Consider the following 14,771-nt stretch of genomic DNA (forward strand, 5'->3'; position numbering starts at 1 on the left):
GGCGCCCGCGATCATGTCGAGCAACCGCCTTCGCGGAGAAGGGAATGCATCTGCGAAAGGGGGATACGGGGCTGGACGAAACCCGGCGGCATACCTCCGGGACCGCGTGCCGCCGGCATGTACAGCACCAGGCTGTCGCCGTCGAGTGCCCAGGCCCGGTAGTCGTCGGCGAACCCGTCGGGGTTGCCCGGCTCGAACCGTTCGAAGGCGAGCTCCGTGTTGGCAAGTTGCTGCTGCACCGCTGGCCGCGCGAGCGGCGGGAGGACCTTCAGCGGGTCGACTGCCGGGCAAAACAGGTCCGCCAACTTCAGCTGCTTACCCCGCGAAAGGTCGAACGAGAACGTGGTGATCTCCGCCATCGGATGCGGCATGCTCCGGTACTCCCAATCACTCTGGAAGACAACCGATTTGATGGAGGGTGGATGCGCGTAAATCGAATATTTCAGGGTCGCGTCTCCATCACCTCGGTCGTCAGGTGTGCCGTATTGACTGAAGAATTTGCGCAGAAAAGACCCGAGCACAGGACCTGCCGTCGAATCGTCGATGAGATCCCTCGGGTATGCGGCACTGACTTGGACATGAGCGTTGTCGGCACCGCGCTTGGACACGGTGCAATGGCCGGCTTGCGCATCCCACACGCCACCGACTTCGCCGCACAATCCGCCAGTAGGCGTCCGACTGTTATGGCAACCGGCGACCAGGGCGACGGTCGCGAACAGGACCGCCGGCCATCGCGGCGATGTTCTTTTCACTTCGCAATTGTTGCCGGCCGAAGGCGGTGTGTGACGCCAATTCGTGGCGGGATTTCGAATGGCCGTGAATTCAGTTCAAACGCCCAATTGCCGTACCACACATGAGTACAGTCTCTGACTACCTCGTCAGCGATGGCGAGCCAGCCAATCCCGCAGCTATTTCAAGGGGTGGACCGATGCGAAAGGTTGCTGTCGCTGTCGCACTCGCGTTTGCGCTAATCATTACGGGGTGTGGGAGTCACGAGTCGAAATCCCCGACGACGACCACGACGTCGACGAATAGGCCTCTCCCCAGGGGAGCGTCGTCGTCGCCTCCCAAGCCGGGAGCCCCCGCCGTGCCGGCACCGGGCTCAGCACGCCCGCCGGTCGCCCCGGCGGCGCCGGCTCCTCGCGCGCCCGGAGCCAGCCAGGCGCCCACAAGTCAGTCGGGGCAGGCTAGCAACACGTCGGCCGCCACGAGTCCGGCGCCGGCCACTAATCCGGTTCCTCCGGGTCAGCAGGATTTCGGGCCATGTGAGGGCCAGGAATTTTGCCCGGGTGAAAACCCGGCGCCAGCCAACCAGGCCCCAGCCAACGCGCCCGCGAACCCCGTCCCAGCCAACCCCGCCCCGGCGAATCCCGCGCCGGCCAACCCGGCCCCACCCGCGGATGGTGGCGGCGCTGCCGGGTGAGCGAAAGGTGCTGCCTGGCACGAATCCTGAGCAAGGCAGCAAAAACCCAGGTTGATGGGATGGGGCGGTAATACACTTCCCGCATGCCCTTGGCGGTCGGTGACAATTTCGCGGGGTTCACCATTCTTCGATTGCTCGGCGCCGGTGGAATGGGTGAGGTTTACCTCGTCGACCATCCGCGGCTGCCCCGCAAGGAGGCATTGAAGATCCTTCCCAACGCGGCCACCGCTGATCGCGAATTCCGCGAGCGCTTCAATCGCGAAGCCGATCTCGCCGCGGAACTCTGGCACCCGCATATCGTCGCGGTGCACGATCGTGGCGAATTCAATGGCCAGCTATGGATCACAATGGATTACGTCGAGGGTACCGATGTAGCCGAAATGGTCCGCAACCTTTATCCGTCTGGCTTGCCGCAGCGGTTTGCCGCCGAGATCGTCACTGCCGTCGCCGACGCGCTCGACTACGCCCACGAGCGCGGCCTGCTGCACCGGGACGTCAAGCCGGCGAACATCATGGTCACCGATACCGCTCCAACGTCACAGCGGCGTCGAATCCTGTTGACTGACTTCGGAATAGCCCGCAGGATGGACGACACCACTGGGCTTACCGCGACCAACATGACCGTAGGATCCATTGCCTACATGTCACCCGAGCAGCTCATGGGGTCGGCCTTGGACGGGCGAGCCGATCAGTATGCGTTGGCGGCCACGGCGTACCAATTGTTAACGGGGAAACCACCGTTCGACAATGCCAACGCCGGGGTGGTGATAAGCCACCACCTGTCGTCGCCGCCGCCGAGAGTGGCCGAGCGCCGTCCCGACCTGGGTGTGCTCGACTCGGTCATTTCTAAGGGTATGGCCAAGAACGCGGCCGACCGGTACCAGACATGTAGCGACTTTGCCAAGGAGCTCGCCGCACTGGTTGATGCTGAGCCGTCGCGAGACCATCCCACAAGAGCGCCCATCCCGACTGCCAAACGCGTTGCACCCCAATCAACTAGGACCGTCACCGCGCCGTCTGCCAAACCCAAGGCGCCACCGGCTGCAGCGAAGGCGCCAGCGCCCAAGAAGAAGACTCGCGGGACTCGGAGTATTTGGATCACGGTAGCTGTGATCTGTGCCGTCAGCATCGCCGCCACCGGTGCGTATGTGGCGTGGCGGCTCATGCGACCGGCCCCTGCCGGGACCGCGGCTCCGGCTCACGGGGCACACCCACTGGTGCCGGACTCGGCGGCGGACCGGCTACTCGTCGGACCCGAACAGCTCAACGCCATCGTGGGCCAACCGCTGGAGGAAGTGTCGAAATCCAGTGTCCCGTTCGACTCCGCAGCGGGTTTCAATCGTCCGAAATGCAGTGGTGCGATTTATCTGCTCGAAAGCCACGTCTACAACCCGACGGGATATAAGGCTATACGGCAGAGCCTCTTTCAGACCCCCGAGGGTGCGCCGTCAAACCACGTCGTCGACCAGTCCGTTGCACTACTGCCCTCAGCCGAGCGCGCCGAAAAGTTGCGCGCCGAGTCTGAGCGGCAATGGCAAGAGTGCGCCGGCAAACCGCTGACCATCACCGACGAGCGTGGTGTCACCAAACCGGAGCTGGCCAACGTCGAGGCTCGCGGAAACCTGATCATCCAGGACCGAACTGTCACCGGGAGTGCGGCGCTGGGATCCAAATGTCAACACACCCTTGGCGTGTGGTCCAACGTTGTTGCCGAAGCGGTCGTTTGCGGTGACGCGGACATCAGCGACCAATCGCAGATCGTCGTCGAGACAATCCTGTCGAACGCCCAGCGTTAACGAGCGGCTGTTCTCAGAACGGTGGGTCGTCGGGCAACAGTTCTGGTTCGGGTTTGTCGGGTTTCCAATCCGGTGGTAGTTCTTCGGGTTCGTAGGGGTCGTTGACCCAGGTGCAGAACGGGCTGGTGCTGGGTGTGCCCTTGAACAGGAACAGCATGTCGCGCATGTGGTTGTGGAATTTGCGGCGGGCGATTTCTTGCTTGCGCGCTTCCTCGAGACGACGCCGCGCCTCGTTAACCGGTCGCTGCTCGCGATTGTGCTTGCGCACCTGTGCGATTCGTGCTCTCCGTCGCTTGGCTGTGTTCCGCCTGGTGGGTGCTGGCGCCGCGCACGCCGGCGCGCGCGGTGGCGGGAACAGATCCGCCCCGGCAGGGCTCGTGCGGTAAACCTGCCCGGTAGGCGACGTCCAGATAACGGTTCCATCGTCGAGCTGCCTGTCGCGCCAGCCACCGAAGGTTTTCAGCCGATGATGCTGGCGGCAAAGACATTTCAGATTCGACGCTACCGTCAGCCCGCCCGCTTGCGGGTTGGCATGGTTGAACGGAATGGTGTGGTCGATATCGCAATGGGTGGCCCGGCGATGACACCCCGGGAACCGACACGTCAAATCCCGGCACCGGATAAAGCGATCCAGCGCGGCCGACGGCTGATATTGCAACGCCGCCGCAGCGCTGACCTCCAGATCGGCCAGTCGCAGCCACGCGGCCTCGGCAAGCTCGCGCACCTGCTCGGCATCGATGACCCCATAGCCCTCCACATACCCGGGCTGATCGCTGCGGCCGTACACGGTGTGCTCGCTGGCCACCACGTTGATCACCACCTGCGCCCCGCTCGGATCGCGATCAGTGTCGACGACCCGCGCGGGGCACTCCGGCAGCCCGCAGGCGCAACCCAATTGGCGGCCCTCCGTCAGCGCCGCCAGGGCGTCGGCGCGACGCTGTTCCAACGTCCGCGGATCGGCCGGGCACACCTGCGTGGCCAACTGCGAGAGCCGCCGATCGAACGCCGTCGCCGCCGTCGCGACCACGCTGCCATAAATCTCGGCCATCCCATTGTCGCCGGCGGTAATCCCGATGTAGCGATCATCCTCGGCCTTGGTCCGGCGCTCGCGCACCGCGTCGGGATCGGCGACCCGCACCGCGGCATCGACCGCATTGACGATGCGCTGTTTGGACCAGCCATGCCACTTACCGATCCGCGCGGCCAGCGACGCGTCCAACTGCGCGATCACCGCCTCGTCGGTGACCAAATCGGTGCGGCTGATGATCAACCGCACCGTGCGCCAATCGGTGCGGCCCTCCGCCAGCAGCGCCGCCACCCTGGGCAGCCGAATATCCAGCGCTTCGGCGTGCGACACCAGGTAGCTCGCCGCCATCGCAGACAAATTCATGGCCGCGGCCACCTCGGCGGTGGTCTGCTCGAAGCCGTCGATGACCGCATAGCCGGGCTCGACTCGGGCCACTTCACTCGCCTCGACACGATGCCGCAACAGCGCCGCCACCGCCGCCAGCCTCCTGGCCACCAGCATCGACTCCATCCGATGCGACGCCGTCACCGCCGCGACCAGCGCTGCCGGGTCCAGATCGCGCATCGCGAAGGGATCGGGAAGATCCTCGAACATAGTTTCGATACTACGTCGGGCCCCCGACAAGAGCCTCCGGTTAGCGATTCACCCCGGCGGAGCCTTCGATAATGCGGCACACCGTGGCGGGTCGACCGCGATGTTGGTCTTCGCGTGCACCGCGCAGCGCGGCAGACAGGGTGCTGCGCAAAGCGCGCAGCTCGGCAATCGCGCGATCGATGTCGCGGATATGGGCGTCGAGCAGCGCGGTGACCTGATTGCAGGGTGCAGTGCCCTGACGGTGCAGGTCGAGGATGCTTTTGATCTCAGAGAGGGTGAGTCCGAGCGTCTTGGCGCGGCCGATGAAGCGCAGTATCTCGATGTCGTCATCGCTGTACTGGCGATAGCCCCCGTCCGTCCGCGGGGCGGGCGGGAGCAGTCCGTTGGCTTCCCAGATCCGGACAGCCTTCGCGGAGACGCCGACGGCCTTGGCGGCTGCGCCGACGGTGTGGGCCACGATGATTCTCCTCGCCCCGCAGCAGCTTGCCGCTGCGGCAGGGTTTCAGCGTAGCCGTGTCAACTCTTCTTGGGTTCGCAGCAGTCTCGGTCGCCGGTGCTTCCTTGGGGCAGCAACCGTTGTCACCCGGCATCGGCCCCTTAGGCGCATCGCTCTTGCCCATCATGCAGGCCTGTGTCCCAAGGTGATCATGCCAACCGGGAAGCCAACCCGCCGCCGCACCGGAAACGAAGACGGCCGCTGCGACTACCGCGGCCCCGGCAGCGATTCCGGCCCATGTCAGGGCACGCCGAAGCCGGTTGGCCTCCCTAGGCGCAAAGTCCGGTTCGCTTGGGGGCTCGGACGTTTCGGTCATTCGCCCAACCCTAGGGATTGCCCTAAGGGCAAGGTCAAGGGCTAGTGCCGGCCGCTACCCGCCCGCTGGCGTGGTCGTGGTGGTCGTCGGTGTGCTGCTCGCGGTGGTGGGCGTACTGGTCGACCCAGGCGCGTTGTTGCATGCCGACCGTAGAACTGTGCTGCCCGGGCTTTGCTTCTGGGCGTTCTCCTCCGCCTCTTGCTCCGTGGCGCCGCTGTCCCCGAAGTACTGGTCCCCGTTCTTTACGACGGCGCCGCAGTCGGGGTACTTGAAGGTGATCAACACGTTGCAGGCAGCGTTGTCTTGATGGCAATCGGAGGTCGCATGCGTGTTGGCCTGGTACTCGTTCGGCATATTCGTCGCTACCCCCACCGACTTCCCGTCCGGCGAGACGGCGATCGCGCCCCAGGATTCGTCGTCGGCGTGTGCAGTGGGAACCACGGCAACGGCAAACGCGGCGACCGCTGCGCCACCTGCCGCGAAGACGGCAATGCGCGTACGAGAACTGGCTCCAATCATGGTGTTCCTTTCGCTCGTGCAGGCTGGTCTTGCGTTCTGTGGTGCAACCCCCTCCCGGTTCAAGGGTCAGGACGCAGGCTAACTCCGGCATGATCGCGCTAGAGCCGTTTTTCGAAAAACTTCCGTCAGGTGGTACTCCGCGGGCCAGGTAAATTCGGGTGTGATGAGTGACGGCGAGGAACTGAGAGTCGATCCGGGCGTGTTGCGCGGCGCTGCGGGCGGGTTTCGTGGCGCGTCGACGGACATCGCCGGTCTAGGCGTCGACGTTCCCCTCGGCGACGCGGCAGCCGGCATGCCCTCGCTGGCAACGGGAAATGCTTGCCGCTCAGCGCAAACCAGCATGGCTGACCAGATGAAAGCGGCAGCCGACGACAGCCGTGAGTTCGCCGAAAGCCTGGACAAGGCCGCCGCCGGCTACGAGACCACCGACCGGGCCGCCGAACACACCATTCGGAGCAATCCGCTGGCCAATTAGCGCTACGGCTTGACGAGAATCTTGCAGTGCCGCTCGGGATCGGCCAGGTCGTCGAACGCCTGACTCACCCCGTCCAAGCCGACTTCGCCGGTGATCAAAGGAGAAACGTCGATGTCACCCTCGGCGATCGCCCGCAGCGATTCAGCGAATTCCATCGGGTCGTACGCGTAAACGAACTGCACGCTGATCTCTTTCGCAATGCCGAAGAATGGATGCACAGTGTCGGGCTCCATGCATACCCCGGCCACCACAATGCGACTGCCCGACGGGATACGGCGCATCACGTCGTCGATGATTCCCGGCACCCCGACCGCCTCGAACACCACCTTCGGCGCGACCGTGTCGAACGGCGAACCCTGGGCGGGATCGATCGTCTGATGTGCGCCCATGGTCGTCGCCAATTCACGTCGCTTCGGTGAAAAATCCGACGCCGCAATAGGTTCCACACCGCGTACCTGCAGTGCGGCAATGATCGCGATACCGATCGGACCGCAGCCGAGCACCAGCGCGGTCTCGCCGCGCTCAATCCCCGACTTGTTGACTGCGTGCAGCCCGACGGCCATCGGCTCGGTCAACGCGGCGTGCCGGTGATCCAGACCGTTGGGCACCGCCAGTAGCAGCGGCGCCGAGAGCAGCATTCGTTCCGCATACGCGCCGGCCGCTCGGTCGGTGAAGCCAATTGGTATGACGCCCTCGGCCGACAGCACTGCCGGAACCGATGTGACCAAGGTGCCCGGTCGAAGTGTGTCGGTGTCGGGCCCTGCTTCGAGCACCTCGGCGCTGAATTCGTGACCCATGATGATGTCGCGAGCCAGGTCCACATCCGTCGGGCCACCCATTTGCGCGGCCAACGAGAGCAATTCGCCGCCGTGCGCAGCGAAATGCAGGTCGGAACCGCAGATTCCGCACGAGCGCACACCGACCAGTACCTGGCCCGGCCCAGGCACCGGATCGGGAACGTCGTCGCGGAATACCACGCGGCCGTCGTGCAGCACCGCCGCGCGCATCAGTCCTTCTCGCTTTCCATCTTGAGTTCGTCGGTGTGCTCGCTGATCGCCTTGACCACCGCCTCGCCGGCACGACCCAGCAACTGCTCCCGCATGCCGCGCGCCCACTCATGCGACGCCCGCGGCGCCTCCAGCTGTCCCTTGAAATGCGGAATCACCTTGCGCGCGAACAATTCATACGAGTGATAGGTCGCGGTAGGCGAGGCCCAGTCGTGTCCGAGCAGCAAGAACGTGCCGAAGCCGCCGGAGCGGTCAACCAGGTCCTCGATGTAGGCGATGCAGTCATCAGCCGTGCCGATGCAGCAATTGCCTTTGGACGCATAGTCTTCGACGAACTCGCGTGGTGATTGTGCGCCGTCGACCAGATTTGCCAGCGGCACGAACCCCGCCGCGCCGAAGTACTTGGCGAAGTCCTGCAGCCCGTAGGTGCAGTCGTCGATCGCCTGGTCGCGGCTGTCGGCCAGATGCACAATGCCCAGCACCCGCCAGCCAGTGCGGTCCGGCTCCGCACGGCCAACTTTCGAAGCCTGGTCGCGCACCACCTCCCAGGTGTTCTCCAGCGCGGCGTAACCGCCGGGCACCGACATCGACAGCGACAGCAGCGACGTGCCCATTGCACCGGCGAGCCGCGGACCCGACGGTGAAATCATTGCCGCCGTGGATATTTCCGGATACGGCCAGGTGTAGGGGCGGATGTGCAGCTGGGCGTCGCGCAACGTGAACCAGTCGGAGTGCCGGTTGATTCGTTCGCCGGGTTCGGCGCGGAAAAGCGCCAGGATCGCCTCGAGAGACTCCTGCATCATCCGTCGCTGCTCGACCGGATCGATGCCCATCATGTAGGCATCTGACGGCAGCGCGCCCGGACCCGTGCCGAACATCACCCGGCCGCGGGTCAGGTGATCCAAGAGCACCCAGCGATCTGCGACCATCAGCGGGTGGTGGTACGGCAGCGACACCACGCCGGTGCCCAGTCGTATGTGCTTGGTCCGCTCAGCCGCCGCTGCGATGAACACCTCAGGGCAGGCGATCAGTTCGTAGCCGCCGGAGTGATGCTCGCCGAACCAGGCTTCGTCGAACCCGAGGCGATCCAGCGCGACCACCCGGTCCATGTCGTATTCCAGTGCGGCAGTGGGGGATTGGCCTGTGGGGTGAAACGGGGTGATGAAGACCCCGAAGTTCAGCGGGCGGTTCATGACAGCTTCAGGCCCGTCAGGAAGTCCAGCAGCACCTCGTTGACCCGCTCCGGCTGTTCCTGCTGCAGCCAGTGCCCGGCGCCCTCGAGGATCACCTCCCGGTAGGGGCCGGTCACCACCTCCGAGGCACGCTCACGGCGCATGAAGGTCAGCACGGGGTCGTCGGCGCCCGCCACGAACAAGGCCGGCACCGAAATCGTCGGCGCCGCCGGATTGGCCAGGATCTCCCAGTTGCGGTCGAGATTGCGATACCAGTTCAGACCGCCGGTGAAGCCGGTGCGGCTGAACTCGGCGATGTAATGGTCGAGTTCCTCGGCGCTGATCCAGCTCGGCAGGCCGTCGGGCTCCGGCAGCCGCTCGACGAAACCCTCCGGCCCGGGCCGGACCATCCGCAGCGCCGCCGCCCGGTCGCCCGTCAGGCTGCTCATCATCCGGCGCATGGTCTTTGCCGGGTCGGCACCCAACTCTTCGTCGGCGACGCCGGGCTCCTGGAAGTAGAGCATGTAGAAGAAGTTGTCGCCGAAGAGCTTGCGGAACGCCTGCGTCGGCGGCACCTGGGCGCGCGGCACCGCCGGGACGCTCAGCCCCACCACCGCGGCCACCCGGTCCGGGTGCAGCTGCGCCGAACTCCACGCGACCGGGGCACCCCAGTCGTGGCCGACGAACACCGCCCGCTCGGCGCCGACGTCGTCGAGCAGGCCGATGAGGTCGGCGGACAGATCGGCGATGTTGTAGGCGGAGATCTCGTCGGGCCGGCTGGAGCGGCCGTAGCCGCGCTGGTCCGGGGCCAGCACGTGATATCCGGCAGCGGCGAGCACCGGAATTTGGTGTCGCCAGGAGTAGGCCAACTCGGGAAAACCATGCGCCAGCACCACGACTGGCGCCCCGCGCTCGCCCGCTTCAACGGTGTGCAACTTGACGCCGTTGGTTTCGATAATGCGCTCGGTCGACGGGACGGTATCAGGCACGTGTCTCACCAAAGCACAGCGCGGCGCTGTCGGGAAGGGGTCACCACCGCAGTGTGTGTGCCAAGTGTTCGGCGGCCATCAAGGTGGGCACGTTGGTGTTCGCTGCCGGAATGACCGGAAAGATAGAGGCGTCTATCACCCGCAGCCTTTGCACGCCGTGCACCCTGCCGGTGTGATCGACGACGGCCATGTCGTCGCTCCGTCCCATCCGGCATGTCCCTACCGGATGGTGGTAGGCGTTGACGTGATCGGTTACGGCGCAACGTAATTCGTCGCCGTGTCGTGAGACTAGTGGCTGGGAGGCGGCTGTGGCGCTACCGATGTGTCGCTTGAACGGTGCTGTCGCAGCCAGCTGCCGGGCCAGCTCGACGCCCGCGACCAGGCGGGTCAGATCGGCGGGATCTGTCAGGTAGCCGGGGTCGATGGCGAGGGGCGCCGACGGGTCGGCGCTGGTCAACCGCAGCCGACCGCGCGATTGCGGGCGCAGCAGGCTGACCAGCAATGTGGCTTCGCCCGTTCGTGTCGGCCCGCTGGGGAAGAGTTGCAGATCCGGTGGGCCACCGGTGCCGTCGCTGTGGGCGGTGAGGATCGTCTGTCGGACCGGCTGCGTGGGAGGGCCATCGGTGGCGAAGTCGATGCGCACCAGCGGGTGATCGTGAAGATTGCGTCCGACGCCGGGCCGGTCGAGCACAACCGGAATGCCGAGCGGCCGCAGGTCGTCGGCTGGTCCGATGCCCGAGCGCAGGAGGATCGCCGGACTGCCGAAAGCGCCGGCGCTCAGGACCACGGAATCGGCATAGACGTCGGTGCCGTCGACCAGCTTGACCCCGAGCACGGCCCCGCGCCGGATAAGCAGTCGATCCACCTGCGCCGCCGATCGCAGCTGCAGGTTGGGCCGCGCTCGCGCGGCCCGCAGGTAGGTCAGCGCGGTCGATTGGCGGATGCCATCGACCTGATTCAAGGGCAGCGCCCCGACGCCGACCGCGCAAGGGTGGTTGTGGTCGTCCACCGACCGGTGGCCCGCCGCCACAGCGCTGGTCATGAACGCCTCCTGCGCCGCTGCCATCTCCTCGGCCGCTGTGCGGCGGATACGAACGGGACCCGCGTCTCCGTGCCACCTGCTGCGGGGGTAATCGATGTCGTGTTCGAGGCGACGGAACGCCGGTAACAACTCACAAAACGACCAGCCGGCTGCTCCCCAATCGTCGTAGATGCCGCGGTGGCCGCGCAGTGCCATCACGTTGTTGGTCGCCGAGCTGCCGCCGACGATCTTGCCCGCATAGAGCGGCAACTCACGGCCCAGCACGGTACCGCGATGGTGCCAATCGAATTCCGTGGCCGTGGAGTCGTCCGCGTCGATGACGTCGACGGGCTGGTCCTTCTCATTGCTACCGAAGTCGGGGCCGGTTTCGATGAGCAGCACACCGCGCGACGGATCCTCGGTCAGCCTGGCCGTCAGCACGGACCCCGCTGAGCCGGCGCCGACAATGATCGTGTCGATTTCGCCGTTCATGGTTCCAGTCTTGCGACCCTGTATGCCGGTATCCAGACATAGTGGAGTATCGGTGATACGGTTTCCATCTTATGGAGCTGCGCCATCTGCGCTCCTTCGTCGTCCTTGCCGAGGAGCTGCATTTCGGCCGCGCGGCAGAGCGGTTGCACATCGCCCAATCCCCGCTCAGTCAGCAGATACAGCGCCTGGAGCGCCAGGTCGGCGTGCAACTGTTCGACCGCAATCGGCGCAAGGTCGAGCTCACCGAGGCCGGTTCGGCGATGCTTGGGCCCGCTCGCGAGGCGCTCAGGCAAGCCGATCTGGCCGCTGATGCGGCACGCGCGGCCGCTGCGGGAGAGTCGGGCACGCTGCGGGTCGGCTTTCTGGCGTCCGCGGCGATGGAGATGCTGCCGAGGATCGTGCCGAGGTGGCGCGTCACTTCGCCGCGGGCCCGACTCGAGCTCGTCGAGGGGGCCAGCCGCGAACACATCGCCGCCGTCCGTCAGCAGCGCCTCGACGTCGCGTTCGTCCGTCCACCCACCGATGCCGCAGACCTTGACGTGGCCACCGTCTGGCACGAACCGGTGGTGGCGGCGCTGCCTGCCTCACAAGCGATCAGCCGACGACAGCCGTTGCACCTCGGCGACTTAGCCGGCGAAGAATTCGTGCTGTTTCCCCACGACTCGGCGCCGGAGTTTCACGACGACCTCGTGGGTGCGTGTAGGCGGGCGGGGTTCGTGCCCGACGTTGTCCACGAATGCTCGGCGATGCCAACAGTCGTCGGACTTGTCGCCGCCGGAATCGGCGTGTCCCTCGTGCCGCGCTCGATCAGCAGCATCGGGGTCGACGGTGTCGTCTACCGCGACATCATTGGCATGCCAGTCGAGGCTCACATCGCGATGGTGGTGATGGCCGCCAACAGTCGGCCACTGGTGCGAAGCTTCACTGACACCGTGCACGCCGCGCTGGGCAGCGCCTAGCGGCCGCCCACCCGGGGAACCTTCGTTCGTTGGACTAACAGTGTGCCCGAGCGGTCGCCACGGGGGCGCGCCGAGTTATGACCATGGGCGGTAGCCTGGGATATTCCAGCTGCGTGTATCGGGGAAGGACCTGGCCGGCCACGGCCGATGATTGATGAACCGGAAAAACGTGATCCGCACACTCACGGCGATCGCCGTCGTGTTGCTGCTCGGCTGGTCGTTCTTCTATTTCAGTGACGACACCCGCGGATACAAGCCCGTCGACACCTCGGTGGCGGTGGCTCAGATCAAGGCCGACAACGTCAAAAGCGCCCAGATCGACGACCGCGAACAGCAGCTGCGGCTGACTCTGAAAAGCGGAAACAGCGACACCGACGGGTCCGACAAGGTCATCACCAAGTACCCCAGCGGCTACGCCGTCCCGCTGTTCGACGCGCTGAGGAGTAAAAACAGCCAGGTCAGCACTGTGGTCAACCAGGGCAACATCCTGGGATCGCTGCTGATCTACGTGCTGCCGCTGCTGCTGCTGGTTGGGCTCTTCGTGATGTTTTCCCGCATGCAGGGCGGCGCCCGGATGGGCTTCGGCTTCGGCAAGTCGCGGGCCAAGCAGCTTTCCAAGGACATGCCCAAGACCACGTTCGCCGACGTCGCCGGCGTCGACGAAGCGGTCGAGGAGCTCTACGAGATCAAGGACTTCCTGCAGAACCCGTCGCGGTACCAGGCCCTGGGCGCCAAGATCCCCAAGGGCGTGCTGCTCTACGGCCCGCCGGGAACCGGTAAGACGCTGCTGGCCCGTGCCGTGGCCGGCGAGGCGGGGGTGCCGTTCTTCACGATCTCGGGTTCCGACTTCGTCGAGATGTTCGTCGGTGTGGGCGCCTCCCGGGTGCGTGACCTGTTCGAGCAGGCCAAGCAGAACAGCCCGTGCATCATCTTCGTCGACGAGATCGACGCGGTCGGTCGCCAGCGCGGCGCCGGGCTGGGCGGTGGCCACGACGAGCGCGAACAGACCCTGAACCAGTTGCTGGTCGAGATGGACGGCTTCGGTGAGCGCGCCGGCGTCATCCTCATCGCGGCCACCAACCGGCCCGACATCCTCGACCCTGCGCTGCTGCGGCCCGGCCGCTTCGACCGCCAGATCCCGGTGTCCAACCCCGACCTGGCCGGCCGTCGGGCCGTCTTGCGAGTGCACTCCAAGGGCAAGCCGATCGGCCCCGACGCCGACCTCGACGGGCTGGCCAAGCGGACCGTCGGCATGACCGGCGCCGACCTGGCCAACGTCATCAACGAGGCCGCCCTGCTGACCGCCCGCGAGAACGGCACCGTCATCACCGCCGCGGCGCTGGAGGAGGCGGTCGACCGGGTGATCGGCGGTCCCCGCCGCAAGGGCCGGATCATCAGCGAGCAGGAAAAGAAGATCACCGCCTACCACGAGGGCGGGCACACGCTGGCGGCCTGGGCGATGCCCGACATCGAGCCCATCTACAAGGTGACCATCCTGGCCCGCGGCCGCACCGGCGGGCACGCCGTCGCCGTTCCCGAGGAAGACAAAGGCCTGCGCACCCGCTCGGAGATGATCGCGCAGCTGGTGTTCGCGATGGGTGGTCGCGCCGCCGAGGAGCTGGTGTTCCGCGAGCCGACGACGGGCGCGGTGTCCGACATCGAAAAGGCCACCCAGGTCGCCCGCTCGATGGTCACCGAGTTCGGGATGAGCTCGCGGCTGGGCGCGGTCAAATACGGCACCGAACACGGCGACCCGTTCCTCGGCCGGACCATGGGCACCCAGCCGGACTACTCGCACGAGGTGGCCCGCGAAATCGACGAGGAGATCCGCAAGCTCATCGAGGCCGCGCACACCGAGGCCTGGGAGATCCTCACCGAATACCGCGACGTGCTCGACACCCTGGCCGGCGAGCTGCTGGAGAAGGAAACCCTGCACCGCGCCGAGCTGGAGGCCATTTTCGCCGACGTCGAAAAGCGGCCGCGCCTAACGATGTTCGACGATTTCGGCGGCCGCATCCCGTCGGACAAGCCGCCGATCAAAACTCCCGGCGAGTTGGCCAAAGAGCGCGGCGAACCGTGGCCCCCGCCGGTGCCCGAGCCCGCGTTCAAAGCCGCGATCGCCAAGGCGACGGCCGAGGCCGCCCAAGCCGAGTCGGACCGAGCAACCAACGGCGCCAACGGGTCTCACACAGAGCCCGTTCCGGCGCACCAGCCCACCCAGCCCGATTACGGAGCGCCGGCCGGATGGCGCGCACCCGGGTGGCCGCCGCAGCAGCCGCCCGGCTACTGGTACCCGCCGCCGCAGTCGGCGCCGCCGGCCCACTGGCCGCAGCCACCTGCGCACTACCCCGCCCAGCCGTACCCCCCGTATCCGCCGTACCCGCCGCCTGGTAAGCCAGCATCGGAGACCGGTTCGTCCCCTGATCAGCAGAGCGGGGATCCGAGCCGGTCCAACCCGCCGGCCCGCGGCTGAGACAACGGAGGC

Annotated in this window: 13 protein-coding genes; 4 read left to right on the top strand and 9 right to left on the bottom strand. The window is 66.2% G+C overall.

Features of this window, described 5'->3' with window-relative positions:
- Positions 1–11 precede the first annotated feature (11 nt).
- Both G6N47_RS09690 and G6N47_RS09695 read right to left on the bottom strand, forming a co-directional pair.
- The gene (locus G6N47_RS09690; protein WP_083131157.1) at positions 12–659 is read right to left on the bottom strand and encodes a DUF3298 domain-containing protein; all 648 of its coding nucleotides are present in this window, start codon (positions 657–659) and stop codon (positions 12–14) included.
- Between the two features lie 331 nt (positions 660–990).
- Positions 991–1,170: a hypothetical protein gene (locus G6N47_RS09695; protein WP_139799420.1), complete on the bottom strand. Its 180-nt coding sequence runs from the start codon at positions 1,168–1,170 to the stop codon at positions 991–993.
- Positions 1,171–1,506: 336 nt separating this feature from the next.
- Between G6N47_RS09695 and G6N47_RS30065 the strand changes: the two genes are divergently transcribed.
- Complete coding sequence (locus tag G6N47_RS30065) at positions 1,507–3,219, top strand: serine/threonine-protein kinase PknH/PknJ (RefSeq protein ID WP_083131156.1); 1,713 nt, start codon at positions 1,507–1,509, stop codon at positions 3,217–3,219.
- Between the two features lie 13 nt (positions 3,220–3,232).
- Here G6N47_RS30065 and G6N47_RS09705 read toward each other — a convergent pair whose 3' ends face one another.
- The 3 genes from G6N47_RS09705 to G6N47_RS09715 all read right to left on the bottom strand — a co-directional run bounded on the left by G6N47_RS09705 (position 3,233) and on the right by G6N47_RS09715 (position 6,171).
- On the bottom strand, positions 3,233–4,840 hold the full coding sequence (locus tag G6N47_RS09705; protein ID WP_083131155.1) for an HNH endonuclease signature motif containing protein: 1,608 nt from the start codon (positions 4,838–4,840) through the stop codon (positions 3,233–3,235).
- Between the two features lie 40 nt (positions 4,841–4,880).
- Entirely contained in the window at positions 4,881–5,297 is a 417-nt protein-coding gene (locus G6N47_RS09710) for a heavy metal-responsive transcriptional regulator (RefSeq protein WP_083131154.1), read from the bottom strand.
- A gap of 409 nt (positions 5,298–5,706) precedes the next feature.
- Positions 5,707–6,171: a DUF4189 domain-containing protein gene (locus G6N47_RS09715; protein WP_083131153.1), complete on the bottom strand. Its 465-nt coding sequence runs from the start codon at positions 6,169–6,171 to the stop codon at positions 5,707–5,709.
- Positions 6,172–6,334: 163 nt separating this feature from the next.
- On the opposite strand from G6N47_RS09715, the gene G6N47_RS09720 reads away from it, so the two are divergent.
- Positions 6,335–6,646 carry a type VII secretion target gene (locus G6N47_RS09720; protein WP_083131152.1) on the top strand — a complete coding sequence of 104 codons (312 nt, stop codon included), beginning with the start codon at positions 6,335–6,337 and terminating at the stop codon, positions 6,644–6,646.
- 2 nt (positions 6,647–6,648) lie between these two features.
- On the opposite strand, the gene G6N47_RS09725 is transcribed toward G6N47_RS09720, so the two are convergent.
- Genes G6N47_RS09725 through G6N47_RS09740 form a run of 4 tightly spaced genes read right to left on the bottom strand, consistent with a single transcriptional unit; the run spans position 6,649 to position 11,327 of the window.
- Positions 6,649–7,653 (bottom strand): zinc-binding dehydrogenase, encoded by a 1,005-nt coding sequence (locus G6N47_RS09725; protein ID WP_083131151.1) that lies wholly within the window; start codon positions 7,651–7,653, stop codon positions 6,649–6,651.
- The gene (locus G6N47_RS09730; protein WP_083131150.1) at positions 7,653–8,846 is read right to left on the bottom strand and encodes an LLM class flavin-dependent oxidoreductase; all 1,194 of its coding nucleotides are present in this window, start codon (positions 8,844–8,846) and stop codon (positions 7,653–7,655) included. The genes G6N47_RS09725 and G6N47_RS09730 overlap by 1 nt, the downstream gene beginning before the upstream one ends.
- Positions 8,843–9,814 carry an alpha/beta fold hydrolase gene (locus G6N47_RS09735; protein WP_083131149.1) on the bottom strand — a complete coding sequence of 324 codons (972 nt, stop codon included), beginning with the start codon at positions 9,812–9,814 and terminating at the stop codon, positions 8,843–8,845. The genes G6N47_RS09730 and G6N47_RS09735 overlap by 4 nt, the downstream gene beginning before the upstream one ends.
- Before the next feature lie 40 nt (positions 9,815–9,854).
- Positions 9,855–11,327 carry a GMC family oxidoreductase gene (locus tag G6N47_RS09740; RefSeq protein ID WP_083131148.1) on the bottom strand — a complete coding sequence of 491 codons (1,473 nt, stop codon included), beginning with the start codon at positions 11,325–11,327 and terminating at the stop codon, positions 9,855–9,857.
- Positions 11,328–11,398: 71 nt separating this feature from the next.
- Between G6N47_RS09740 and G6N47_RS09745 the strand changes: the two genes are divergently transcribed.
- Both G6N47_RS09745 and ftsH read left to right on the top strand, forming a co-directional pair.
- Positions 11,399–12,286 carry a LysR family transcriptional regulator gene (locus G6N47_RS09745; RefSeq protein WP_083131147.1) on the top strand — a complete coding sequence of 296 codons (888 nt, stop codon included), beginning with the start codon at positions 11,399–11,401 and terminating at the stop codon, positions 12,284–12,286.
- 154 nt (positions 12,287–12,440) lie between these two features.
- Positions 12,441–14,759, top strand: a complete 2,319-nt coding sequence (gene ftsH / locus G6N47_RS09750; protein ID WP_083131146.1) for an ATP-dependent zinc metalloprotease FtsH — start codon at positions 12,441–12,443, stop codon at positions 14,757–14,759.
- The last annotated feature ends 12 nt before the right edge of the window (positions 14,760–14,771 follow it).

The sequence above is a fragment of the Mycobacterium branderi genome (assembly GCF_010728725.1).
Classification (GTDB): domain Bacteria; phylum Actinomycetota; class Actinomycetes; order Mycobacteriales; family Mycobacteriaceae; genus Mycobacterium; species Mycobacterium branderi.

Coding starts and splice junctions, on each gene's coding strand:
- G6N47_RS09720 (WP_083131152.1), top strand. CDS start 6,335: ATGAGTGACGGCGAGGAACTGAGAGTCGATCCGGGCGTGTTGCGCGGC.
- G6N47_RS09745 (WP_083131147.1), top strand. CDS start 11,399: ATGGAGCTGCGCCATCTGCGCTCCTTCGTCGTCCTTGCCGAGGAGCTG.
- G6N47_RS09725 (WP_083131151.1), bottom strand. CDS start 7,653: ATGCGCGCGGCGGTGCTGCACGACGGCCGCGTGGTATTCCGCGACGAC.
- G6N47_RS09705 (WP_083131155.1), bottom strand. CDS start 4,840: ATGTTCGAGGATCTTCCCGATCCCTTCGCGATGCGCGATCTGGACCCG.
- ftsH (WP_083131146.1), top strand. CDS start 12,441: ATGAACCGGAAAAACGTGATCCGCACACTCACGGCGATCGCCGTCGTG.
- G6N47_RS09740 (WP_083131148.1), bottom strand. CDS start 11,327: ATGAACGGCGAAATCGACACGATCATTGTCGGCGCCGGCTCAGCGGGG.
- G6N47_RS30065 (WP_083131156.1), top strand. CDS start 1,507: ATGCCCTTGGCGGTCGGTGACAATTTCGCGGGGTTCACCATTCTTCGA.
- G6N47_RS09730 (WP_083131150.1), bottom strand. CDS start 8,846: ATGAACCGCCCGCTGAACTTCGGGGTCTTCATCACCCCGTTTCACCCC.
- G6N47_RS09715 (WP_083131153.1), bottom strand. CDS start 6,171: ATGATTGGAGCCAGTTCTCGTACGCGCATTGCCGTCTTCGCGGCAGGT.